Source organism: Micromonospora sp. WMMC250 (assembly GCF_027460215.1).
Classification (GTDB): domain Bacteria; phylum Actinomycetota; class Actinomycetes; order Mycobacteriales; family Micromonosporaceae; genus Micromonospora; species Micromonospora taraxaci.
In genome coordinates this window covers 6,146,819-6,169,974 of record NZ_JAPZBJ010000002.1, presented here as the reverse complement: position 1 = coordinate 6,169,974, position 23,156 = coordinate 6,146,819, and the positions used below count along the sequence as shown (strand labels likewise).

General features: G+C 70.8%; 23 protein-coding genes. 10 read left to right on the top strand and 13 right to left on the bottom strand.

Going from position 1 to position 23,156, the window contains the following annotated elements:
* Nucleotides 1-135: 135 nt before the first annotated feature.
* The 3 genes from O3438_RS28015 to O3438_RS28005 form a co-directional block, all read right to left on the bottom strand.
* A complete protein-coding gene (locus O3438_RS28015; protein ID WP_269682605.1) occupies nt 136-1,824 on the bottom strand; it encodes an acyl-CoA mutase large subunit family protein in 1,689 nt (562 codons plus the stop codon).
* Between the two features lie 102 nt (nt 1,825-1,926).
* Complete coding sequence (locus tag O3438_RS28010; protein WP_269682604.1) at nt 1,927-2,328, bottom strand: Asp23/Gls24 family envelope stress response protein; 402 nt, start codon at nt 2,326-2,328, stop codon at nt 1,927-1,929.
* A 152-nt stretch (nt 2,329-2,480) separates the two neighbouring features.
* On the bottom strand, nt 2,481-2,900 hold the full coding sequence (locus O3438_RS28005) for an Asp23/Gls24 family envelope stress response protein (protein ID WP_269682603.1): 420 nt from the start codon (nt 2,898-2,900) through the stop codon (nt 2,481-2,483).
* Nucleotides 2,901-3,127: 227 nt separating this feature from the next.
* Between O3438_RS28005 and O3438_RS28000 the strand changes: the two genes are divergently transcribed.
* On the top strand, nt 3,128-3,526 hold the full coding sequence (locus tag O3438_RS28000; RefSeq protein WP_269682602.1) for a hypothetical protein: 399 nt from the start codon (nt 3,128-3,130) through the stop codon (nt 3,524-3,526).
* A 58-nt stretch (nt 3,527-3,584) separates the two neighbouring features.
* On the opposite strand, the gene meaB is transcribed toward O3438_RS28000, so the two are convergent.
* Complete coding sequence (gene meaB / locus O3438_RS27995) at nt 3,585-4,589, bottom strand: methylmalonyl Co-A mutase-associated GTPase MeaB (RefSeq protein WP_269682601.1); 1,005 nt, start codon at nt 4,587-4,589, stop codon at nt 3,585-3,587.
* A complete protein-coding gene (locus O3438_RS27990) occupies nt 4,586-5,770 on the bottom strand; it encodes an acetyl-CoA C-acetyltransferase (RefSeq protein WP_269682600.1) in 1,185 nt (394 codons plus the stop codon). Before O3438_RS27990 ends, meaB begins: the two co-directional genes overlap by 4 nt.
* 83 nt (nt 5,771-5,853) lie before the next feature.
* Between O3438_RS27990 and mce the strand changes: the two genes are divergently transcribed.
* The 4 genes from mce to O3438_RS27970 all read left to right on the top strand — a co-directional run bounded on the left by mce (nt 5,854) and on the right by O3438_RS27970 (nt 12,006).
* On the top strand, nt 5,854-6,330 hold the full coding sequence (mce, locus tag O3438_RS27985) for a methylmalonyl-CoA epimerase (protein WP_088987908.1): 477 nt from the start codon (nt 5,854-5,856) through the stop codon (nt 6,328-6,330).
* Nucleotides 6,331-6,728: 398 nt separating this feature from the next.
* Nucleotides 6,729-8,084 carry a crotonyl-CoA carboxylase/reductase gene (gene ccrA, locus O3438_RS27980; RefSeq protein WP_269683776.1) on the top strand — a complete coding sequence of 452 codons (1,356 nt, stop codon included), beginning with the start codon at nt 6,729-6,731 and terminating at the stop codon, nt 8,082-8,084.
* 341 nt (nt 8,085-8,425) lie between these two features.
* Complete coding sequence (locus O3438_RS27975) at nt 8,426-9,688, top strand: DivIVA domain-containing protein (RefSeq protein ID WP_145779232.1); 1,263 nt, start codon at nt 8,426-8,428, stop codon at nt 9,686-9,688.
* 176 nt (nt 9,689-9,864) lie between these two features.
* Nucleotides 9,865-12,006, top strand: a complete 2,142-nt coding sequence (locus O3438_RS27970) for a hypothetical protein (RefSeq protein WP_269682599.1) — start codon at nt 9,865-9,867, stop codon at nt 12,004-12,006.
* A 91-nt stretch (nt 12,007-12,097) separates the two neighbouring features.
* Here the strand turns inward: O3438_RS27970 and O3438_RS27965 are convergent, their stop codons facing one another.
* On the bottom strand, nt 12,098-12,448 hold the full coding sequence (locus O3438_RS27965) for a hypothetical protein (protein WP_269683775.1): 351 nt from the start codon (nt 12,446-12,448) through the stop codon (nt 12,098-12,100).
* A gap of 224 nt (nt 12,449-12,672) precedes the next feature.
* On the opposite strand from O3438_RS27965, the gene O3438_RS27960 reads away from it, so the two are divergent.
* The 3 genes from O3438_RS27960 (at nt 12,673) to O3438_RS27950 (ending at nt 14,374) form a co-directional block, all read left to right on the top strand.
* Nucleotides 12,673-12,963: a Scr1 family TA system antitoxin-like transcriptional regulator gene (locus O3438_RS27960; RefSeq protein WP_332367472.1), complete on the top strand. Its 291-nt coding sequence runs from the start codon at nt 12,673-12,675 to the stop codon at nt 12,961-12,963.
* Nucleotides 12,954-13,142, top strand: coding sequence for a DUF397 domain-containing protein (locus tag O3438_RS27955; RefSeq protein WP_269682598.1), 189 nt, complete (start codon nt 12,954-12,956; stop codon nt 13,140-13,142). The genes O3438_RS27960 and O3438_RS27955 overlap by 10 nt, the downstream gene beginning before the upstream one ends.
* Before the next feature lie 152 nt (nt 13,143-13,294).
* Nucleotides 13,295-14,374: an AI-2E family transporter gene (locus tag O3438_RS27950; protein ID WP_269683774.1), complete on the top strand. Its 1,080-nt coding sequence runs from the start codon at nt 13,295-13,297 to the stop codon at nt 14,372-14,374.
* A 3-nt stretch (nt 14,375-14,377) separates the two neighbouring features.
* On the opposite strand, the gene O3438_RS27945 is transcribed toward O3438_RS27950, so the two are convergent.
* The 7 genes from O3438_RS27945 to O3438_RS27915 all read right to left on the bottom strand — a co-directional run bounded on the left by O3438_RS27945 (nt 14,378) and on the right by O3438_RS27915 (nt 20,658).
* Complete coding sequence (locus O3438_RS27945) at nt 14,378-15,175, bottom strand: alpha/beta hydrolase (protein ID WP_269682597.1); 798 nt, start codon at nt 15,173-15,175, stop codon at nt 14,378-14,380.
* 66 nt (nt 15,176-15,241) lie between these two features.
* Entirely contained in the window at nt 15,242-15,571 is a 330-nt protein-coding gene (locus tag O3438_RS27940; protein WP_036411703.1) for a hypothetical protein, read from the bottom strand.
* Nucleotides 15,572-15,609: 38 nt separating this feature from the next.
* Nucleotides 15,610-16,656, bottom strand: a complete 1,047-nt coding sequence (locus tag O3438_RS27935) for a hypothetical protein (protein ID WP_269682596.1) — start codon at nt 16,654-16,656, stop codon at nt 15,610-15,612.
* Nucleotides 16,653-17,147, bottom strand: a complete 495-nt coding sequence (locus O3438_RS27930; protein ID WP_269682595.1) for a SigE family RNA polymerase sigma factor — start codon at nt 17,145-17,147, stop codon at nt 16,653-16,655. The genes O3438_RS27935 and O3438_RS27930 overlap by 4 nt, the downstream gene beginning before the upstream one ends.
* Before the next feature lie 39 nt (nt 17,148-17,186).
* Nucleotides 17,187-18,977, bottom strand: coding sequence for a 3-hydroxyacyl-CoA dehydrogenase family protein (locus O3438_RS27925; protein WP_269682594.1), 1,791 nt, complete (start codon nt 18,975-18,977; stop codon nt 17,187-17,189).
* A 124-nt stretch (nt 18,978-19,101) separates the two neighbouring features.
* Entirely contained in the window at nt 19,102-20,172 is a 1,071-nt protein-coding gene (locus O3438_RS27920; RefSeq protein WP_442929666.1) for an alpha/beta fold hydrolase, read from the bottom strand.
* Nucleotides 20,173-20,244: 72 nt separating this feature from the next.
* Nucleotides 20,245-20,658: an FHA domain-containing protein gene (locus O3438_RS27915; protein ID WP_269682592.1), complete on the bottom strand. Its 414-nt coding sequence runs from the start codon at nt 20,656-20,658 to the stop codon at nt 20,245-20,247.
* A 255-nt stretch (nt 20,659-20,913) separates the two neighbouring features.
* Between O3438_RS27915 and O3438_RS27910 the strand changes: the two genes are divergently transcribed.
* Together O3438_RS27910 and O3438_RS27905 are read left to right on the top strand one after the other, a co-directional pair.
* Nucleotides 20,914-22,410: an aldehyde dehydrogenase family protein gene (locus O3438_RS27910; RefSeq protein ID WP_269682591.1), complete on the top strand. Its 1,497-nt coding sequence runs from the start codon at nt 20,914-20,916 to the stop codon at nt 22,408-22,410.
* An 80-nt stretch (nt 22,411-22,490) separates the two neighbouring features.
* Nucleotides 22,491-23,150 (top strand): class I SAM-dependent methyltransferase, encoded by a 660-nt coding sequence (locus O3438_RS27905; RefSeq protein WP_269682590.1) that lies wholly within the window; start codon nt 22,491-22,493, stop codon nt 23,148-23,150.
* Nucleotides 23,151-23,156 lie beyond the last annotated feature (6 nt).

Genomic DNA, 23,156 nt, shown 5'->3' with positions numbered 1-23,156 from the left:
CTCACCCGCAACCCCGACGTTGCAACTCTCACGCCCCGCCGCACACCCCCGCGATCGTGCGCTTGAGGAGGGGGAATACGCGCCGTTCGCCGTATTCATCCCACCGGAAACGCACGATCGACGGAGGGGTGCCGGTCAGAAGCGGGCCGGCTCGCGGTAGGTGCCCCACTCGGCGCGGAGCGCGTCGCAGATCTCGCCCAGGGTCGCCTCGGCGCGAACCGCGTCCAGCATCGCGGGGATCATGTTCCCGTCGGTGCGGCTGACCTCGACCATCCGGCTCACCGCCGCGCGGACCGCCGCCTCGTCCCGGGCGCTCTTGCGCTCGGCGAGCACACGGCGCTGCTCCAGCTCCACCTCGTGCGAGATGCGCAGGATCTCCAGCTCCTTGGCGACAGTGCCGGTGTGGCAGTTGACCCCGACGATCTTCTTGTCGCCCTTCTCCAGGGCCTGCTGGTAGACGAAGGCCGACTCGGCGATGTGACCGGTGAACCAGCCGTCCTCGATGCCGCGCAGGATGCCCGAGGTCATCGGGCCGATCTGGTGCGGCCCCTCCCCGCCGAGCTGCCGGATCCGGGCGAAGATCTCCTCCGCCTCGGCCTCGATCTTGTCGGTCAGCGCCTCGACGTACCAGGAGCCGCCCAGCGGGTCGGCGACGTTGACCACGCCGGTCTCCTCCATCAGCACCTGCTGCGTACGCAGGGCGATCTCGGCGGACTCGTCGGTGGGCAGCGCCAGCGTCTCGTCCAGCGCGTTGGTGTGCAGCGAGTTGGTGCCGCCGAGCACCGCCGCGAGAGCCTCGACGGCGGTCCGTACGACGTTGTTGACCGGCTGCTGCGCGGTCAGCGACACACCGGCGGTCTGCGTGTGGAACCGCAGCCAGAGCGCCTTCTCGCTGGTCGCGCCGTAGACGTCGCGCAGCCACCGGGCCCAGATCCGGCGGGCGGCGCGGAACTTGGCGATCTCCTCGAAGAAGTCGACGTGCGAGTCGAAGAAGAAGCTCAGCCCCGGCGCGAACACGTTGACGTCCAGCCCGCGCGAGAGACCCAGTTCCACGTAGCCGAAACCGTCGGCCAGGGTGTACGCCAACTCCTGTGCGGCGGTCGAGCCGGCCTCGCGGATGTGGTAACCGGAGACCGACAGCGGCTTGTAGCGCGGGATCTCGGCGGCGCAGTATTCCATCAGGTCGCCGATCAGGCGCAGGTGCGGCTCGGGGTCGAAGAGCCACTCCTTCTGCGCGATGTACTCCTTGAAGATGTCGGTCTGGAGCGTGCCGTCCAGCGCGGACAGGTCGGCGCCCTGCCGCTCGGCGGCGACCAGGTACATGCAGAACACCGGCACGGCCGGGCCGGAGATCGTCATCGAGGTGGTGACACCGGCCAGGTCGATGCCGTCGAAGAGCGCCTCCATGTCGGTGGCGGTGTCGATGGCGACGCCGCAGTGCCCGACCTCGCCGAGCGCCTGCGGGTCGTCCGAGTCGCGGCCCATCAGCGTGGGCATGTCGAACGCGACCGAGAGGCCGCCACCACCCGCGCCGAGGATCATCTTGTAGCGCTCGTTGGTCTGCTGGGCGTTGCCGAAGCCGGCGAACTGCCGGATCGTCCAGGTCCGTCCGCGATAGCCGGTCGGATACAGACCCCGGGTGTACGGGTACTCGCCCGGCCAGCCGATCCGCTCGAAGCCCGGGTAGGTGGCGCCTTCCGGCGGCCCGTAGACCGGGTCCACCGGCATCCCGGAGAGCGTGGTGAAGTCGGCGTCCCGCTTGCGCGCGGCGTCGTAACGGGCCTGCCAGCGCGCCCGTCCGGCGTCGATCTCGTCGGCGTCCATGAGCAGGGCTCCTCCTCGGGTCCTCGACTGCACGTCGAGTGTAGAGCCCTCACCTGAACGATCGCTAAGTCACCGCCTACCGGCGGGTAAGTCGGCTGCCGCCTACGCGGTGGAATCGCCCATCGCCACGTCGTCGACTCGGATGTTGACCTCGTCGACCCGCAACCCGTACGCCTCGACCGCCGCCGTCACCTGGGCGCGCACCTCGCCGGTGATCTCCGGCACCGGGCGACCGCCCTCGATCACTAGCACCAGGTTGATCACGGCGGCGTCTCCGGTCACATAGGCGGAGCAGCCCCGCCGGGCGTCGCCCAACTGGTCCAGCCCGACCCGGTCGAACACCGCGTTGAAGAACCGGGCGACGTCCCCGCCCAGCTCGACCACGCCGGGCACCGCCCTGGCCGCCGCGACGGCGATCTTCTCGACCACCTCGTCCGCGACCTTCGTCGTTCCGCCGACCGTCATCGACGCCACGGTCAGCTCCTGCGTCACCTCGTGGTCCACCACCGCTCCCCTTCCTCGCGTCACCGCGCCGAGACACCGCCCGGCCTCCACCTCGGTGGGGCGGTGCGAGCCTACAAGCCCGACGTGCCGCCGGAGTGTCTTCGGTGGACCGGTTACGGGCGGCTCGGGATGCGCCGCCCAACCGCTACGCCTCAGGCTCCGGCCGCCCCTGGCTGGTTCAGCTCGATGTCGTCGACAGTGATGTTGACCTGGGTGACCGTCAGGCCGTACTTCTCCACCGCCTCGATCACGGCGACCCGCACGGCCTCGGTCACATCCGCGACGACGTGCCCGGCGTCGATCACCAGGACCATGTTGATGACGGCCGACGCACCCTTCACCTCGGCCGAAACACCCCGGCTGGCGTCGCCCACCTCGTCCAGGCCGACCTTGTCCAGCACACTGTTGAAGAACCGGGCCACGTCACCACCGAGATCGGCGACACCGGGCACCGCACGGGCGGCGGTTCCGGCGATCTTCTCCACGACCTCGTCGGAAACCGACGTGACGCCCCGCGCCGCACCCGTCGCGGCCGGCACCGTACCGCCGGCGTTCTCCACCGCGTCCGTCATGATCACATCTCCCCTGGTGCGACGCATTGTGGACCGACCGTCCTGTCAGCCCGCCGCGGGCCAGCCTCGCTCCCGGCCACGCGCCGCGAGCCTACTAAAACCGGAGCGACCTTCGCTTCCGGGCGCGCGCGCCGCCGAGGGACCACGCAGGCTGATCTTGCCGACTAGGGTGCGAATCAGCACGTCCACGTTGGACGCCCGTAGGCACCATGATTGAGGTCTGTTTAATGCGCAGGAAGTTGTTGAGTTTCGCCACGGCGGTCACCCTGTCGGTCGGCGCGCTGCTCGGCGCGGCCAGCCCGGCCCAGGCGGCCGAGTCGCCCAGCGCCCTCTGCGGCTCCGGGTACTACGTCATCGACAGTCACGGGCTGCCCGGCGCGACGGTGTACCTGCTCTACAAGTCCAACGGCTACAACTGCGTGGTCACCATCAAGACCGCAGACCGGGGCAAGGCCACCATGGTCGGCGCATACCTGATCCTGTCGAACGACCTTGGCGCCTTCGACGAGGACCCCTACAAGTACTACGCGGGGCCGGTGCGGGCCGCGGCCGCCGGAAAGTGCATCCAGTTCGGCGGACTCAGCCGGGGCACCGTGTGGACCAGCCCCTGGGGCCACTGCGGCTAGACCGAGCTGACGCGGGGCCGTCGCCGGTGATCGGCGTCGGCCCCGTCGCGCTACCGGCTCAGCGGGCGAGCTGGGCGAGCAGGTCGTCCGCCGCCGTGTACGGGTCGGTCGCGCCCTCGGCGACCTTGGTCGCGAGCGTGGCCAACTCCGTACCGTCGCGCAGTGAGCCGATCCGGGCGCGGAGGATGCCGAGCGCGATGGCCTCGATCTCGGCGGCGGCCCGCGCCTCCTGACGGCGGCGCAGCTCGCCGTGCTCGACCAGCCAGCCGCGGTGCTTGTCGATCGCGGCGGCGATGTCGTCGATGCCCTCGCCGCGGGCGGCGATCGAGCGGACCACCTGCGGTCGCCACTGCCCGGGACCGCGCTCACCGAGGGCGATCATGCCCTGGATGTCGCGGACGGTGGCGTCGACGCCGTCCCGGTCGGCCTTGTTGACCACGAAGACGTCGGCGATCTCCAGGATGCCGGCCTTGACCGCCTGGATCGCGTCGCCCATCCCCGGCGCGAGCAGCACCAGCGTGGTGTCGGCCAGCGAGGCGACCTCGACCTCGGCCTGCCCGACGCCGACGGTCTCCACCAGCACCACGTCACAGCCGGCGCCCTCCAGCACCCGGACCGCCTGCGGCGTCGCCGCGGCCAGCCCACCGAGGTGACCCCGGCTGGACATGGACCGGATGTAGACGCCCGGATCGGTGGCGTGGTCCTGCATGCGCACCCGGTCGCCGAGGATCGCGCCGCCGGTGAACGGGCTGGACGGGTCGACAGCCAGCACGCCGACCCGATGCCCGCGCGCCCGCAGCGCCCGGACCAGCTCGTTCGTGGTGGTCGACTTGCCCACCCCAGGCGAGCCGGTCAACCCGACCACCTGGGCCTGCCCGGCGTACGGTGCCAGCGCCGCGGCGATCTCCGGCAGCAGCGTGTCGCCGTTCTCCACCAATGTGATCAGCCGGGCCACCGCGCGGGGGTCACCCGCGCGGGCCCGTTCCACCAGCAGCGGTACGTCCCGACTGCGGCGCACCGACGTGGTGCCCGCCGCCGGCGCGTGCTCGGCCGCTCCGCTCACTGGCCCGGCACGTGGATGATCAGCGCGTCGCCCTGGCCACCGCCGCCGCAGAGGGCCGCCGCGCCGGTGCCACCGCCGCGCCGCTTGAGCTCCAGGGCGAGCGTGAGGACGAGACGCGCGCCGGACATGCCGATCGGGTGCCCGAGCGCGATCGCGCCGCCGTTGACGTTGACCTTGTCCGGGCTGATGCCCAGGTCACGGGTGGACTGGATGCCGACCTGGGCGAACGCCTCGTTGATCTCGATGAGGTCCAGGTCCGCGACGCTCAGGCCACCCTTCTTCAGGGCGTGGTTGATCGCGTTCGACGGCTGCGAGTGCAGGGAGTTGTCGGGGCCCGCCACGTTGCCGTGCGCCCCGATCTCGGCCAGCCAGGTCAGCCCCAGCTCGGTGGCCTTGGCCTTGCTCATCACGAGCACTGCGGCAGCGCCGTCGGAGATCGGCGACGAACTGCCGGCGGTGATGGTGCCGTCCTTGGCGAAGGCCGGACGCAGCTTGGCCAGCGACTCGACGGTGGTGTCCGGGCGGATGCCCTCGTCCTCGCTGATCACCAGCGGGTCACCCTTGCGCTGCGGGATCACCACCGGGGTGATCTCGTCGGCGAAGTGGCCGTTCTTCTGCGCGGCGGCGGCCCGCTGGTGGCTGGCCGCCGCGAAGGCGTCCTGCTCGGTACGGGAGATGCCGTGCTTGCCGCCGAGCCGCTCGGTGGACTCGCCCATCGAGCAGCAGTCCCAGGCGTCGCTGAGCCCGTCGTGCGCCATGTGGTCCTTGACCACCACGTCGCCGTACTTGTAGCCGGTGCGCTGGCCCATCAGCAGGTGCGGGGCGTTGGTCATCGACTCCATGCCGCCGGCCACCACGATGTCGAACTCGCCGGCGCGGATCAGCTGGTCGGCCAGGGCGATGGCGTCCAGGCCGGAGAGGCAGACCTTGTTGATGGTCAGCGCCGGCACCGACATCGGCACACCGGCCTCCACCGCCGCCTGCCGCGCCGGGATCTGACCGGCGCCGGCCTGCAACACCTGCCCCATGATCACGTACTGGACCTGGTCCGGGCTGACGCCGGCACGCTCCAACGCCGCCTTGATGGCGATACCGCCGAGCTTCGTGGCCGGGAGGTCCTTGAGGTTGCCCAGCAGGCGCCCCATCGGGGTCCGCGCGCCGCTGACGATCACCGAAGCCATGCCTGCCTCCGAAGGGGGTGCCGAACTGTTCAAGGGGGGTGCCTAGCTGTACGCCTTAACGATTATTCGGTCAGACTAACGCCATGGCTGAGAACTCCCCCGCCGAGCCCGGTGCGGACTACGTCACAGACATCGGGCTTCGCAAGATTGACCACGTCGGGATCGCCGTGGCCGACCTGGACGCCGCTATCGACTTCTACCAGCGGACGTTCGGGATGCGCTGCGTGCACGTCGAGACGAACGAGGAGCAGGGCGTTCGCGAGGCGATGCTGTCGGTCGGCCCGACCACCGACGGCGGCTGCGTGCAACTGCTCGCACCGCTGACCCCGGAGTCGACGATCGCCAAGTTCCTGGACCGGAGCGGGCCGGGCGTGCAGCAGGTCGCGTACACCGTGGTAGACGTCGACGCGGCCTGCGCGGCACTGCGCGAGCGGGGAATGCGACTTCTCTTCGAGACCCCGCGACGCGGCACCGCGGACAGCCGGATCAACTTCGTCCACCCGAAGGACGCCGGCGGCGTCCTCGTCGAACTGGTGGAGCCCGCCCCCACCCCCCACTGACCCACCCTGCCCTGCCCTTGCCCCACCCTGCCCTGCCCCACCCCGCGTCGCGTCGCGTCGCGTCATGATCCACACAACGTCGGGGATGGTGCTGCCTCCTTCGCGCCTGAGGCAGCACCATCCCCGACGTTGCTGTCACCACGGGCGAGTCGAGGGGGTGGATTCCGTTCACGCGCACGTCAGTGCGCGGTTGGCGGGCTGGTCGGACACCTTCACGCATCGGCGGATGCAGTTTTTCACAGATGACTTCCGGGCCTAGCTACCGTTCAGTAACGTCCGGCCCCACCGGAGCGCGACTGGTGCTGGATGTGTCGAATGCCGACATGGCGGTCGTGTCCACCGGCGCCGACGATGGCAGCACCCGGGCCCGTGCGGGTGCGGATGAACCGGAGGTCACCGTGCAGGACATCCTCGAAGCGATCATGGCGGCGGAGGAATCGAACGATCCGGACCGCGAGCTCGCCGGCGTCGCCGGGCTGCCCGTACCGGAGAGCTACCGGGGCGTGGTGGTCCGCGCCGAAGAGTCCCGGATGTTCGACGGCATGGCCACCCGCGACAAGGACCCGCGCAAGGCGCTGCACGTGCAGGAGGTGCCGACGCCGGAGCTGGCGCCTGGCGAGGCACTGGTCGCGGTGATGGCCAGCGCGATCAACTACAACACCGTGTGGACCAGCATCTTCGAGCCGCTGCCCACCTTCAAGTTCCTCCAGCGCTACGGCCGGGTCTCCGAGCTGACCCGTCGGCACGACCTGCCGTACCACGTGGTCGGCTCGGACGCCGCCGGCGTGGTGCTGCGCGTCGGCCCCGGGGTGACCCGCTGGGCGCCCGGCGACGAGGTGGTCGCGCACTGCCTCTCCGTCGAGCTGGAGGACGCAGCCGGGCACGACGACACCATGCTCGACCCGCAGCAGCGGATCTGGGGTTTCGAGACCAACTTCGGTGGGCTGGCCGAGATGGCGGTGGTCAAGGCCAACCAGCTGATGCCGAAGCCCCGGCACCTGAGCTGGGAGGAGGCGGCCAGCCCCGGGCTGGTCAACTCCACCGCGTACCGGCAGCTCGTCTCGCACCACGGGGCCAACATGAAGCAGGGTGACGTGGTGCTGATCTGGGGCGCCTCCGGCGGCCTCGGCGGCTACGCCACCCAGATGGCGCTCAACGGCGGCGCGATCCCGGTCTGCGTCGTCTCCTCGCCGGAGAAGGCCGAGCTGTGCCGCCGGATGGGCGCGGAGCTGGTCATCGACCGGGCCGCCGAGGGTTTCCGCTTCTGGAAGGACGAGGAGACCCAGGACCCGGACGAGTGGCGGCGCTTCGGCGAGCGGATCCGCGAGCTGACCGGCGGCGAGGACCCGGACATCGTCTTCGAGCACCCGGGTCGGGAGACGTTCGGCGCCAGCGTCTTCGTGGCCCGACGCGGCGGCACCATCGTCACCTGCGCGTCCACAAGCGGCTTCCAACACCAGTACGACAACCGCTACCTGTGGATGCACCTCAAGCGGATCGTCGGCAGCCACTTCGCCAACTACCACGAGGCGTGGCAGGCCAACCGTCTGGTCGCGCTCGGCAAGGTGCACCCGACGGTCTCCCGCACCTATCCGCTGGAGCGGACCGGCCAGGCCGCGTACGAGGTGCACCGCAACGCCCACCAGGGCAAGGTCGGGGTGCGGTGCCTCGCGCCCACCGACGGGCTGGGCGTACGCGACGGGGAGCTGCGCGCGCAGCACGAGGACGCGATCAACCGGTTCCGGGGGCACTGAGCCGACGCCGTCGGCTGCACGGCGTTGAGCCGGGCATGCCGGCTGGACGGCACTGACCTGGTCACCGGCCGGACGGATGAGCACCGGGTGGCCATTGTGGTGCTCGGCATTGTTCTTCCATCCCATTAGCGCAAGGCCAGCCTGGGAACCAAGAAAGGGCCTCGGGGTTACCTCGGGGCCCTTTTCCGGATCACACCGCATGGCGTCCGTCCCGCCCGGGACCTGCCAAGATCGCCGGTTGGTCCGGCCCTGCCGAACGCGGAAGTTGACCATGCAAAGAGGGCATGAAAGCTCCGCACCGCTCTTGCGAACCACCCTGGGGCGTCTGCCAGTATGTCCCAATGCCCCAGCAGCAGTCCTCCCCTCTCGCGTTCTTCGATAACGCGAACTCGCAGCCAGATTTCACCGTGGGCCTGCGCGGATACAACACTCACCAGGTCGACGACTTCCTCGGCCGGATGACCGCCGCGCTCACCCAGTCCGAGCAGGCCCGTGCCGAGGCCGAGCAGCGGATGAACGACGCCCAGCGTCGGCTCCGCCAGGCAGAACAGCGCATGAGCGCGCTGGAGCAGAAGCTCACCGACACGAACAAGCAGCTCGAAGAGAACAACCGGCCCACCCTCTCCGGGCTCGGCACCCGCGTCGAGCAGATCCTCCGGCTCGCCGAGGAGCAGGCCAACGACCACCGCAACGAGGCCAAGCGCGAGTCCGAGGGCATCCTCTCCGCCGCCCGCCTCGAGGCTCGCGAGATCACCGACAAGGCACGCGCCGAGGCCGCCGCCATGAAGGCGAGCGCCGAGCGTGAGGCGGGCAACCTGCGCACGGCCGCCGAGCGCGAGGCCGCCGAGGTTCGGGTGCAGGCCCGCCGTGAGGCCGACACGCTGCGCGCGGACGCCGACCGCGAGACCAAGCAGCTGCGCACCGTCACCGCGCACGAGGTGGCCGAGCTGAAGTCGACCGTCGAGCGGGAGGTGGCCACCCTCCGGGCCACCGCCGAGCGCGAGATCACCCAGCAGCGGGCGAAGGCCGCCCGCGAGGCCGAGGAGAAGCGCGCCGAGGCGACCAAGCTGCTGACCGACGCACGGGACAAGCGCGACAAGGACCTCCAGGCTCTGGAGCTTCAGCTCGCCGAGCGGCGCGAGAAGGCCGAGCGCGAGGAGTCCGAGCGCCACGCCGCCCAGGTCGCGCAGACCCAGAAGCTGGTCAGCGAGGCCGAGCAGCGTGCCCGGGCCGCGCAGGAGCGCGCCAAGGAGATCGAGCAGCGCGCCGAGGCTCGCCGGATCGAGTCGGAGCGCAACGCCGCCGAGACGGTGGACAAGGCCAAGGCGCACTCGGAGAAGACGCTCAACGAGGCCAAGGCCGAGTCGCAGCGCCTGCTCACCGAGGCTCGCACGGAGGCGGAGCTGACCACGCAGGCCGCCCGCCGCGAGGTCGAGGACCTCACCCGGCAGAAGGACGCGGTCACCTCGCAGCTGGGCCAGATGCTCTCCGGGCTCGCCGGCATCGTTCCGGGAGTGCCGGCTGCGGCGGCTCCGGCGGCCAAGCCGGAGGCCAAGAAGACCGACGGCGGTCAGGACCGGGTTCCCGCGGAGACCGCTGGCTGACGCGTGGCGTAGGTCGGGGCATCGACGGCGCGAGGTGACACCGGGTGACCGGTCGCACCTCGCGCCGTATGCGTTTCCCAGTTCGTGGAATCCGCCGCCCCAAACGGAGTGAAGTAGCTCGCACAAGGCCCGTCCGTATCGCCCCAGCAGGGTCCGATGCGTGTGAGGATGGGGGCATGTCGCACGGCGAGGAACTGTTCGCTCTCGGCGGGGACGTGACGACGGAGCCCAGCTTCGAGTCCGCCCTGCGGGGGTATGAACGGAAACAGGTCGACCGGTATGTCGCACGTGCCGAGCACGAGATCGCGACCCTCGCCGCCGAACGAGAACAGGCGTACACACAGATCCACAAGCTCGCCGGCCAGGTCGAGGTGCTCCAACGTGACCTGACCCAGATCCGCAAGCAGATGAACGTGGTGGACAAGGCCTCGTTCAAGCACCTGGGGCCGCTCGTCGACTCGATCCTCAGCCAGGCCGAGGAGCTGGCCGAGCAGATCGTCGCCGACGCCAACGTGGAGATCGAGGCCCGTCGCGCCGCCGCCGAGCACATCATCGAGGAGGCCCGCGAGCAGGCCGACCGGGCACTGAAAGACTTCGAGATCGCCCTCGCCGCGCGGCGCGCGGAGGAGGAGCGGCACAGCGCCGCCCAGCGGGCCGAGGCGGAGAAGACCCTGCGGTCGGCCCGGGACGAGTCGGCGCAGCTGCGCAAGGCGGCGCAGGACGCGCTGGCCAAGGCTCAGCAGGAGGCCACCCAGCTCCGGGACACCGCCAAGGAGATCCACACCCGGGCCCAGCAGGAGTCGACCAAGCTGCGCGAGACGGCTCGCGAGACGTTGGCCAACGCCCGGCAGGAGGCCAACGACCTGCGCGAGGCGGCCAAGGAGGTGCACGCCAAGGCCCTACAGGAGGCCAAGCGGCTCACCGACACCGCCACCGAGGCGGGCCGGGCCACGCACGCCAAGGCGCAGCAGGAGGCCAAGCAGATCATCGACGACGCGTCGATGGCGGGCCGGGCCACCCGCGCCAAGGCGCAGCAGGAGGCGGAGCGGCTGATCACGCAGGCGTCCGAGTCGGCCAAGCGCAACCGCGCCGAGACCGAGGCGTACGTGCAGCGGATGCGCACCGAGACCGAGGCGTACGTCAAGCACACCCGGGAGCAGACCCAGCAGGAACTGGGCGCGTGGCGGGCCGGGGTGGAGCAGGAGGTCAACTCCCGGCGGGAGGCTGCCGACCGGGAGCTGGAGCAGCGACGGGCCGCGGCCGAGCAGGAGTACGCCAAGCACCGCGACGAGCTGGACAAGCAGCACACGTCCCGCCAGCAGGAGCTGGAGACCGGGTTCACCAGCCGTCAGCAGGAACTGGAGGCGGGCTTCACCGGCCGCCGCGACGAGCTGGAGACCGAGTACACCAGCCGTAAGAACGAGCTGGAGACCACGTACACCACTCGTCGGGACGAGCTGGAGACCGAATACACGGCCCGCAAGAACGAGATCGAGCAGGGCGCGGCGGGGGTCCTCCAGGCGGCCGAGCAGGACGCGGCGGCTCTGCGTGAGCGGGCGGAGGCGGAGGCCACCGAGCTGCTGAGCCGGGCCACGACCGAGGCCGACGACAAGCGCCGCGAGGCCGACGAGCATGTCGCGTCCTCGCGTCGGCAGTTCGAGGAGTACGCGGCCACCACCCAGCAGCACCTGGCCACCACGCAGCAGCACCTGGCAGCCACCCAGCAGGAGGCGGCGGCAGGTCGGCAGCAGCTCGCCCAGGTGATGTTGGATATCGCCCAGGCCCAGCAGCAACTGGCGGACCTGCGGCAGGAGACCTGGAAGGCCCGGCAGGAGTCCGACGACCTCCAGCGGCAGATGGCCGAGCTGCGGTTGCAGAACGTCGCCGGCCCGATCGACGGTCCGACCGCGCCGACGCCCGACGACGCCGCGAGCAGCAGCGCAGCCGGCGGTGGCGACGACGGCGTGGCCGTCTCCGGCTCGACACCCGTCGACCCCGGCACGCCGGCCGGGTCGGGTGCGGCCACCAGTCTCAAGGCCGAGCCCGCCGACACCAGGCAGCCGGTGAACGCCACTGCGGAGGACGCCGGCCAACCGGCGACTCGTCCGGTGGCCGAACCGGTGACCACCGTCGACGGTGGCACGGCCAGCGCCGGGGTGGACGGTGAGCCGACCGTCGCCGCCGTCCCGGGCGTGGGCGGCCGGGACGCCAAACCGACCAAGATCACCAGCACCGGTGAGAACGGTAAGCGGCCCACCAAGCCGACCACCGACGAGCGCAGCGCCAAGCCCAGCAAGGTCACCATCGAAAAGGACTGAGCCTGGGCGCGAGCTTCGAGATCCACACGAGTTCGGCGAAGTCGGGGTGTCCTGCTGCCAGGACACCCCGATTTCCTGAATGGCGAGTGGATCACTCCTGCTCGGATTCGTGGTCAGGAGGTGGGTCGATGATCGGGCGGCGGAACGGCCCCCACGCCACGAAGCGTTCGAACAGCTCCCGAGGTGCCGGCCCGTCGTAGGGATTGAGCTGGTACAGGTCGTGCGCCGCCTCGTGGTAGAGCCCGGCGAGGTAGATGGTCAGCGCGGCCGGATCGCTGTCGAACTCCGCCTTGAGCAGCAGCCGGGCGTCCGCGCAGGGCCACGGCAGGCCGTCGGCTCGGCAGCACCACATGGGTCGCAGCGGGGTGTGCGGCGTCCGAGCGCCGCAGGGTCGCGGGAACGCGGGGTACGGCCCAAGCCGCGGCTGGGGCAGCCCCGACACCGGGGTACGTGCCCTGCCCCGAGAGCGGGAACCCGGCGGCGTGCGGCCGGTGGACAGCCGGGACGCCGAGGTGATGGCGACGGGCAGCGACCGACCGGCGGGGCGCGATATGGAGATGGGCATAGCGATGCCTCCTCAACTAGGGCACGGTCGCGCCGAGGTGCAGACGGCAGGCCCGCGCGGTGGGATCGGGGTGGTCCGGGAGCGACCAGGTACGTGACAGTGTGCTGAGGACACCACTACGGTCGGAAGGCATCGCTGGCCCCCACGTCAGCCTGCACGTCATTCCGGCAGAGACGGGGCTGCACGTCGGCCTGTCGGGACCGTTCAACCTGGCCCGAGGCGCGGACGGCGGTTGGGTGGGGCACATGGAGCACCAGATTGACGGTCTCGTGGTCGATGGCGACCATGAGGTAGCTACGCTGCTGGCGCGCTGGGAAATGATCAGAAACCGCGCTCTCCCCCGTCGGCAGTCGATCGACCTGATGAAGGAAGTTGTGACGGAATGGACCTGACCGGCGCGCACTGGCGCACGTCGAGCCGAAGCGGCAACGGCGAGTGCGTCGAGGTGGCGGACAATCTGCCCGGGGTGGTGGGCGTTCGGGACAGCAAGGACCCGAGCGGTCCCGTCCTGGTCTTCGCGCCGGCCTCCTGGCGGGCGTTCGTCGCCCTAGCCGGCCGACCCACCGCCTGACCCGGGAGGTCCTGGTGCCGCAGCGAGGCCCTTCAGCCGGTGACCCGGACAAGCCAGCCGGTCGCCCGTCAGCCGGTGACCCGGACAAGCCGACCGATCCCCCGGACAAGCCAGCCGAGGTGCCGCCTCCGGTGCCGGTCCCCGCGCCGGGAATCGACCCGGACGAGCCGCCGGCTGTCCCGTCCGGGAAGTTCGGCACCCCGGGGCGCCCGTTGCGCCGCAGCAGCTTCCTGATCGGCTTCACGGGTGCGTTGGGCGTGCTGCTGGCGTACACCCTCTATCTGGGGATTCGCAACGCTGGCGGCATTCTGGTGCTGGTGGTGATCGCGCTCTTCCTCGCGGTCGGTCTCAACCCGGCGGTGGTCCGACTACGTCGCTGGGGTGTGCCGCACGGCCTGGCGGTGGCGCTCGTGGCGTTGACTGTGGTGCTGCTGCTCTGCGGCGGAGTTGTCGCGCTGGTCCCGCCGATCGTCACCCAGTCGGGGCAGTTCATCGACCAGATCCCGAGCCTGCTCGACGAGTTGCGCCGCAATCCGACGGTCAACGACCTGGTGGAGCGGTACGACGTGGTGGAGCGCGTCCAGGGCGCTGCGAACGCGGAGACTGTCGGCCGGGCGTTGGGCGGGGTGCTCGGTGGGGCTCAACTGATCTTCGGCACGGTGTTCCGGACGCTTACCGTGCTGGTGCTGACGATCTACTTCCTGGCCTACTTCAACAAGCTGCGTGCCCTGGGCTACTCGCTGGTGCCCCGCTCGCGACGGGAGCGGGTGCAGCTGATCGGCGACGAGATCCTCGCCAAGGTGGGCGCCTACATGGTCGGCGCGTTGAGCATCGCGGTGTTGGCCGGGGCGACCACCTTCGTGTTCGCGCTGATCGTCGGGCTGCCGTACCCGTTCGCGTTGGCGGTGGTGGTCGCGGTGACCGACCTGATCCCGCAGATCGGCGCGACACTGGGCGCGGTGATCGTGAGCCTGGTCGGCTTCGCCGCCGACCTGCCCACCGGCATCGCCTGCGCGGTGTTCTTCCTGATCTACCAGCAGGTGGAGAACTACCTGATCTACCCGAAGGTGATGCGGCGCTCGGTCGAGGTCAACGAGGTGGCGGCCCTGCTCGCCGCGCTGCTCGGAGTGGCGCTGCTGGGTGTGGTGGGCGCGCTGATCGCCATCCCCACGGTGGCCGCGCTGCAACTGATCCTGCGCGAGGTGGTGCTGCCCCGCCAGGAGAGAGGGTGACCGTCAGTCGCCCGGCTGCGGCACGGGCGTGTCCGCGAACGACGCCACCGTCCGGTCGGCGTACGCGCTGACGTCGCCGGCCTCCATCGGGCCGTCCCAGGTCGTCGGCAGTGGCACCTCGACGGCGGGGTTGACCCGCCGGACGATCTCGTCGAGCACCGTCTCCGCGTCACCCACCCAGAGGTGCTTGGCACCGGGCACCCCGACCACCTCGGCCTGCGGCACCGCACCGAACCGCTCCCGCGCCTCGGTCGGCCGCAGGTAGTCGTCGAACTCGGGCACGAGCGCGGTCAACGGCCGACCCGAGGCGGCCCAGGTGGCCAGGTCGTCCGGGGCCGAGAAGCGCAGCGGCGGGGAGAGCAGGATCGCCCCGGCGATCGCCGGGTCACAGCCGTACTTGAGGGCCAGGTCGGTGCCGAACGACCAGCCGACGAGCCAGATGTTGGGCAGCTCGGCGAACTCGGCGTACTCGATGGCGGCGGCCACGTCGTACCGCTCGCCCACAGCACCGTCGAACTCGCCCTCGCTGGTGCCGCGCAGGCTGCTGGTGCCCCGGGTGTTGAACCGCAGCACCGCCAGGTCGGCCAGCGCGGGCAACCGCCAGGCCGCCTTGCGGAAGACGTGGCTGTCCATCATCCCGCCGTGGGTGGGCAGCGGGTGCAGGCAGACCAGGGTGGCCACCGGCGGGCGGTCGGCCGGCAGCGCCAACTCGCCGACCAGTCGCAGACCGTCGGCGGTGTGCAGCTCGATGTTCTCCCGGCGGCCGGGCAGGATCGACGACGCGCGGATCGCTGTGCTCACCGCCCAAGTCTGTCGCGAAACCGCCGCCGCCGCCCACCCAGGCACGAACAGGGTGATCCAGGTCGCTCAGTAGCGCGGTGTGCCCCGGCCGCGCTGCACCGCCGGGCCGCGTCGGTCCCGGGCGCGCCAGCAGCCGCTGTGCCAGTGCCGCCGATCGGTCAGGTCGCCCAGGCCGTCCGCCGGCCAGGCCACCAGGTGCGCCACCCCGGGTCGGATCTCCTGGTCACAGCCGGGGCAACGGTACGTCTTGACCGACGCGCCCGCGCCGATCCCGCGTACCTGCCAGGCGCCGTCGGTCCACTGCTGCACCGAGGCGACGCCCTGCCGGACCCGATCGGCGTCCAGGTTGGCGTTCTCGTCCCGGCGAGGGCGATTGCGACGGGGGCTCACAGTCACCAAGCGTACGGTCCGTTCCGCGCGACGGCCCGGGGCGGTCACCAGGTCGCGGGCTGGTCCAGGTGTTCGGCGACCCGCGCACCGAGGAGCACCGTCGTCGCCTCCGCCTCGCTGAAGCTCTGCTCGTAGTTGAACGCGACGGACAACTGGGCCCGAGGGATGTCCAGGAGTTCCAGCCGTTCGCCGGCCGGGTCGAGATACGCGGGTCTGCCACCGATCGTCCGGTTCGCGGGTGGGTCGGCAATCATCGTGGTGTTTGCGTACTGAAGCTCGACACTCGCTCCTACGCTCCGGTGGTCGTCGTTCACGTGCAGTATCACCGCGTACGCGGCCGGGAAGGCGCTCACTACCATCCAACAGCGGCTGAACTCGGCACCCGCCGGCAACTCGGTCAACCGCAGCGGACCGGCGCAGGCGTAGGCCCGATCGAGCCGTAACGCCGCGTCCACGTCGTGCAGCGGTTCCTTGTCCGGACCGGACACGCTGGCTCCGGCGTACACGCCGGGGGCCGGCTGCCAGTAGCGCCGCCATGTCGGCACGCCGTCGAGGCCGTCCTCGCGGACCACGGCACCGTCGTAGCTGTTGCCAAGCGGACCTTCCAGCGGCGGCATGTTCACCGGGCTCACGGATCGCAGGACATCTGCCGAGGTCAGATCGAAGGTGACTGTCCGGCCACCCACCTCGAGCTTCGCGGACTCGATGCCGCCCGCCACGTTCCACTCCAGGAACCGGGGGCCGCCCGGGGCGAGGCCGATGTGCAGCAGGGCGGGGTCCCTACCGATCTGGTCGGGGCGGGCCGCCGCGCCCGGAGCGCCGTCGACCGACGGCGGCAGGAAGGCGACGGTGGTCTCGGCCAGGCCGGGTGTGACAGCGTGATCGAGGCCGGGCAGGCGACCCATCGGCCCGACGGCCACGCCGGCGCCGATCAGCGCGACCACGCTCAGGGTGGCACCAGCGGCGACCCGCCGCCGACGCACCCGGGTACGCCCCCGACGCACCGCACAGACCAGCAGCCGGTCGCCGTCCACCGGCCCCTCGGCGTGTTCCCGCAGCGTCAGGACGATGCGCTCGTCGAGGTCTGTCATGGTCGGCTCCCGTTCGTGGCCGGGGCACCGCAGCGCTCCCGCAGGTTGGCGAGCGCCCGCATCGCGTGGGTGCGGACGGTGACCGGCGAGCAGTCCAGGATCTGGGCGATCGTCGTGTCGTCGAGGTCCTCGTAGTAGCGCAGCACCAGCACCGCGCGCTGGCGGTCGGGCAGGTCGACGATCAGCCGCCACATCTCGTCCCGGTCCGCCGCCTCGCGGCCGAGGTCGCCGCGGTGCGGCCGGTCGGCGAAGGTGTCGACGACCAGCTCGCGGTTCGACCGCCGACGCCACCAGGAGATGTTGGCGTTGACCAGCATGCGGCGCACGTAAACGTCGGGTCGGTCGGCGCGGGCGATCCGACGCCACTGCACGTACGCCTGGGACAGCACCTCCTGGGTGAGGTCCTCGGCCCGGTGTGCGTCACCGGTCAGCAACCGGGCGAGCCGGACCAGCGCCGGACCCCGGCTGCTGACGTACTCCTCGAAGGTCACACCTTGCAGACGCCGTCGGCACCCTCCGGCGTTGACCGGTCAGCGGTGCGAGTGGTCGCGGAAACCCCGGCGGGTCTTGCGGCCCAGGTAGCCGGCGGTGACCAGGTGTTCCAGCAGCGGCGCGGGCGCGAAGCCGGGTTCGCGCAGCTCCAGGTACAGCTCGCGCTGGATGGCCAGCGAGACGTCCAACCCGACCACGTCGAGCAGCTCGAACGGGCCCATCGGGTAGCCGCAGCCCAACTTCATCGCGTGGTCGATATCGTCGGCCGTCGAGTAGCTGGCCTCCAACATCTTCACCGCGTCGTTGAGGTACGGGAAGAGCAGCGCGTTGACGATGAACCCGGACCGGTCGCCGCAGACCACGCCGGTCTTGCCGAGCGCGGCGGAGACCGCGCGGGCGGTGGCGGTGGTCTCCGGTGAGGTGCGGATGGTGCGGACCACCTCGACCAGCGGCATGACCGGCGCCGGGTTGAAGAAGTGCAGCCCCACCACGTCGGCCGGCCGCTGCGTGGCCATCGCCACGTCGATCACCGGCAGCGAGGAGGTGGTGGTCGCCAGCACGACGCCCGGCTTGCAGATCTCGTCGAGGCTCGCGAAGAGGGCTTTCTTGACGCTCAGCTCCTCGATCACCGCCTCGACCACGAGGTCGACGTCGGCGAGGTGGTCCAGCGTGGCGGACCAGGTGATCCGGCCGAGCGCCGCGTCCCGGTCGTCCTCGGCGAGTTTGCCCCGTACCACGCCCTTGTTCAGCGAGGTCTTCACGGCCTCGCACACCGTCGCGGACTTTTCGACGCCACGGGTCACCGACACGACCTCGTAGCCGGCCTTCGCGAAGACCTCGATGATCCCGATGGCCATCGTCCCGGAACCCACAATGCCGATCTTGGTCACGGCGCGCGCGCCGTCGGCGAGCGCCGCGTCCGTGGCCAGCGGCGTCGTCTCATCGGGTACGACCTTCGGCGAACCGGGCCGCTCGTAGGTGTAGAAGCCCCGACCCGACTTCCGGCCGAGGAGCCCCGCCGTCACCATCTGCTTGAGCAGTGGCACCGGGGCGTGTCGGCGGTCCCGGCCGCCGCGCCGGTACATCGTGTCCAGGATCTCGTACGCGGTGTCCAGACCGATCAGGTCCATCAGCGCCAGCGGGCCCATCGGCAGGCCGCAGCCGAGCTTCATGGCGGCGTCGATGTCCTCCCGCGTCGCGTAGTGCGACTCGAACATGCCGACGGCGTGGTTGAGGTAGCCGAAGAGCAGCGCGTTCGCGATGAAGCCGGCCCGGTCGTTGATGGTGACGTCGACCTTGCCGAGCCGGGCGCAGAGCGCCTCGACGTCGGCGACCACCTCGGGCGAGGTGACGACGGTGCGGACCACCTCGACCAGCTTCATCACCGGTGCCGGGTTGAAGAAGTGGATGCCGATGACCTGGTTGGGCCGACTGGTGGCCACGGAGATCTCGGTGACGCTCAACGAGGAGGTGTTGGTGGCGAGGATGGTCTCCGGCCGGCAGACCCGGTCCAGCTCCGCGAAGATCCGCTGCTTGAGGTCCAGGTGCTCGGGCACCGCCTCGATGACCAGGTCGACGGAGTGCAGGGCGTCCAGCCCGACCGCGAAGTGCACCCGCTCGTGCAGGGCGTCGCGGTCCGCCGCGGCGAGCTTGCCCTTGGCCACCGCGCGGTCGGTGGAGCCGGTGAGGGTGGCCCGGCCGCGCTCCAGCGCCGGCTCGGAGATCTCGACGGCCACGACGTCGATGCCGTTGCGGGCGAAGACCTCGACGATGCCGGCACCCATGGTGCCCAGCCCCACCACGCCCACGGTGCTGAAATCGCGCGCCACGACCGGCCTCCCCAGAGACTCCGCACGGCCACTGAACGGCCGCTAAGGTTATGCGCGCGAGTCTGCCACGTGACGGTGTGTTGTCGAGACGCCGTGGCATATTTCACCCACGACGTCGTGCCCGTCAGGTGGCGGGCACCGTGGCCAGGGCGAGCAGCTCCGCGACGAACTCCGCCGGACGTTCCAGGTGCGGGCTGTGACCACAGCCGGGCAGCACCACCTCGTGGTACGCCCCGCCTTCCGCCGCGTACCGCTCCAGCACCGCGCGGGTCTGTCCGACCATCGGCTGCGGTGGACAGACCTCCTCGCCCGGCCAGCCGGGCACCACACCCAGCGAACCCAGGTACGCCAGGTCGAACAGCGAGGTGTCCGAGACGATGACGTCGGCGTCTCCGCGTACCCAGGCGATCGGGGGCTTCTCGGCGACGGCCACCAGGTCGTCGGCGACCCGGAACCAGGTCGGCGCGAGCGCGTTGAGCACACCACGCTCCCCGGGCGCGGTGCCGGGCCAGTTGTCCGAGGGCACCGCCGTGCCCGGGTAGTTGTCGTCCCCGGTGGCGGTGGAGAGCACGGTGTCCAGCAGCAGGTCCTCGTCGGTGCCGAGCGAGGCGGGATCGGCCACATAGGTGGCTCGCAGCACGGCACGGGGGCTGGCCGGCGCGTCCACGCCCCGGTCACCGGCCGCGAGCCGGGCGACGAAGTCCGGGTTCGCGGTGCCGGCGCCGGTGCCGGCGAAGTCCGGGGTGGTCGGCGTGCCGATCAGGTCACGGGTGCCGCCGAAACCGTACGGGGAGACCGGCGCCGCGAGCAGCAGTGCGCTGACCCGGTGCGGATGGTCGACCAGCAGACGCATCGCCACTCCGCCACCGAGGGAGTGCCCGACCACCACCGGGCGGGCGTCGGCGCCGAAGAGCGTCGGGTCGTCCAGCAGGGCGGCCACGTCGTCGGCGAAGTCACCGAGCCCACGGGTGGCGTCCACCGGGGCCGTCTCGGAGTCGCCGTACCCGCGCAGGTCGGGGGCGACCACCCGCAACGTCGGTGGCAGGCGGCGGACCAGCGGCTCCCAGAACAGCGCCGATGAGCAGTTGCCGTGGATCAGCAGCACCGGCGTGCCGTCGGTGGGGCCGGCCACGCGTACCGCCTGGGTGATGCCGTTCGCGGTCACGGTCCGCTGCTCGGTCTCCATCCGCGGCATGCTGCCACGCTCGACCCCGACAATCCAGGGGTCCGGGAACCATCCGGGGACCGCCCCGGGTGTGGGCCGCGCTTACCGTCGGCCCGGTGGTGTCGCCAGCGGCAGCGGCAGTGTCGGTCGGACGTCGCGCCGGGACGGGCCGAAGCTGAGACCCACCGGATCGGTGAGCGCCACCCCGGGGTCGAAGAGGCGCAGTTCGGTACGGCCGAGCCGGATCACGTCGCCGTCGGAGAGCAACTCCACCTGGGTGATCCGACGGTCGTTGAGCCAGGTGCCGTTGGTGGAGCCCAGATCCCGCAGGGACAGGCCCTCCGGGGCCAGCCACACCTCGGCGTGGCGACGACTCAGGTGCGGGTCGTTGATGACCACGTGACCGGTCGGCGCTCGGCCGATCACCTGCGGTTCGGTGCGCACTCGGAAGCTCGCCCCGCGCATCGGCCCACCCGCGACCGTCAACAGCGGCATCAGTTCCGGATGTTCCTCCATGGACAGTCAGCCCTCCACCCCACACCGTTACTCCGCGCGTCAGCCTGCCATCAGACGGTAATCGTCAATACCGACCGGCCGGTCAGCCTCTCGTCACCTCCCGGCCACCTGCCGTTCGACGATTCGGGCGAGAGGTTTTCGACACCAACGCCCTGACCTGCACTGATCAACGATCGGTCGGGGCTGCGCGACTCCCGTCGGGACTCCTCGAATCGTGAGCTACCAGCGAGTAATTTTCGGGTCTAGACTTCCGCCATGACGGCTGTGCATGTCCCGGGCATCCCGATCATCGAGGCGGGCCAACTGGTGTCGACCAGTCCGGCCACCGGCGTCGAGGCCGGTCGCTTCCCCGTCGCCACCGACGCCGACGTGCGCCAGGCCGTCGAACACGCCCGCGTCGCCGGCGAGTGGTGGGCCGGGCTCGGCTTCACCGGCCGCCGCGACCGGCTGCTGCGGTGGCGCGCCCTGCTCGCCAAGCGGATCGAGCAGTTGGCCGAGGTGGTGCACGTCGAGGGCGGAAAGCCGGTCGCCGACGCGATCGTCGAGATCGTCACCGCGATCGAGCACATCGACTGGGCCGCCCGCAACGCCGCCCGCGTGCTCGGCCCGCGCCGGGTGCGCTCCCGGCTCATCCTCGCCGAGTTCTCCGGGCACCTCGAATACCAGCCGCACGGCGTGGTCGGCGTGATCGGGCCGTGGAACTATCCCGTCTTCACGCCGATCGGCTCCGCCGCGTACGCCCTCGCGGCCGGCAACGCCGTGGTGCTCAAGCCGAGCGAGTACACGCCCGCCGTCGGCCAGTGGCTGGTGGACAGCTTCGCCGAGGTGGTGCCCGAGCAGCAGGTGTTCACCGCCGTGCACGGCCTGGGCGACGTCGGTGCCGCCCTGTGCCGCTCCGGGGTCGACAAGCTGGCCTTCACCGGGTCCACCGCTACCGCCCGGAAGGTCATGGCCGCCTGCGCCGAGACGCTGACCCCGGTGCTCATCGAGGGTGGCGGCAAGGACGCCATGATCGTCGACAGCGACGCCGACCTGGACGCCGCCGCCGAGGCGTGCGTCTGGGGCGGCATGACCAACGCGGGGCAGACCTGCATCGGCATCGAGCGGGTGTACGCGGTCGACTCCGTCTTCGACACCTTCGTCGACAAGGTGGTGACCCGCGCCGGTCGACTGACCGTCGGATCCGAGGGCGCCGACATCGGCCCGATCACCATGCCGAAACAGATCGACGTGATCCGCCGGCACATCGACTCCGCGATCGCCTCCGGCGGACGTGCCGCACTCGGCGGCTCGAATGCGGTGCAGCCGCCGTACGTCCACCCGACGGTGCTCGTGGACGTCCCGGAGGATTCCGCCGCCGTCCGGGAGGAGACCTTCGGCCCCACGTTGACCATCAACCGGGTCCGCGACGCCGACGAGGCCGTCACACGCGCCAACGCCCTGCCGTACGGCCTGGGCGGTTCGGTCTTCGGCCGACGACGCGCGGTGGCCATCGCGCGGCGGCTGCGCTCCGGAATGGCCTCGGTCAACTCCACCCTGACCTTCGCGGGCATGTCCACACTGCCGTTCGGCGGGGTGGGTGACTCCGGCTTCGGGCGGATCCACGGCGAGGACGGGCTGCGCGAGTTCGGCCGGGCCAAGGCGATCACCCGACGTCGCGCCCGGTCGCTGCTGCCCTCGATGACCTTCGAACGGACGCCGACCGACATGGCCCGACTCGTCAAGGCGATCAAGGTGATGTACGGCAGGTGAGTGTCGGATAACCGATCTTCAGCAAAGATCGGCGTATCCACATGTTTATGACGCGTGGCTACGGCGGTACATTGCGTTAAATGGCCCCCAATCGATTGCGCTACCGCCTTGTCGACAGTGACCAGTCGTGGAGCGCCCGTCGGCGTCGGCACCGCTCCGACTGGCTGGCCCGCACCTTCCCCGACCTCGGGGACATGCACGTGGTCGATCTCGGCGGCCGGCTCGGCACCTGGCACCGCGCCACCGTCCGGCCGGCACGCGTGACGGTCGTCAACCTGGAACAGCCCCCGTCCATCGTTCCGGAATGGGCCCACGTCGAACAGGCCGACGCCTGCGACCTGCCGGAGCACGTCATGAGGGGCAGCTACGACATGGTCTTCTCGAACTCGGTGCTGGAGCACGTGGGCGGGCACGAACGGCGGTTGCGCTTCGCGGCTTCCGTCCGCTCGCTGGCCGACCGGCACTGGGTGCAGACGCCGTACCGCTACTTCCCCATCGAGCCGCACTGGATCGCGCCGGGAATGCAGTTCCTACCGGTACGACTGCGCACCGCGCTCGCCCAACGCTGGCCGCTGGGGCACAAGCCGACCCGCAGCCACGACGCCGCCATCCACCAGGTGCTCTGGACCGAGTTGCTGGACCGCTCGCAGATGCGCCACTACTTCCCCGACTCGACGATGCTCGTCGAGCGGGTCTTCGGCCTGCCCAAGTCGTTGATCGCGGTGCGTACCGGGAGCTGAGCGGCC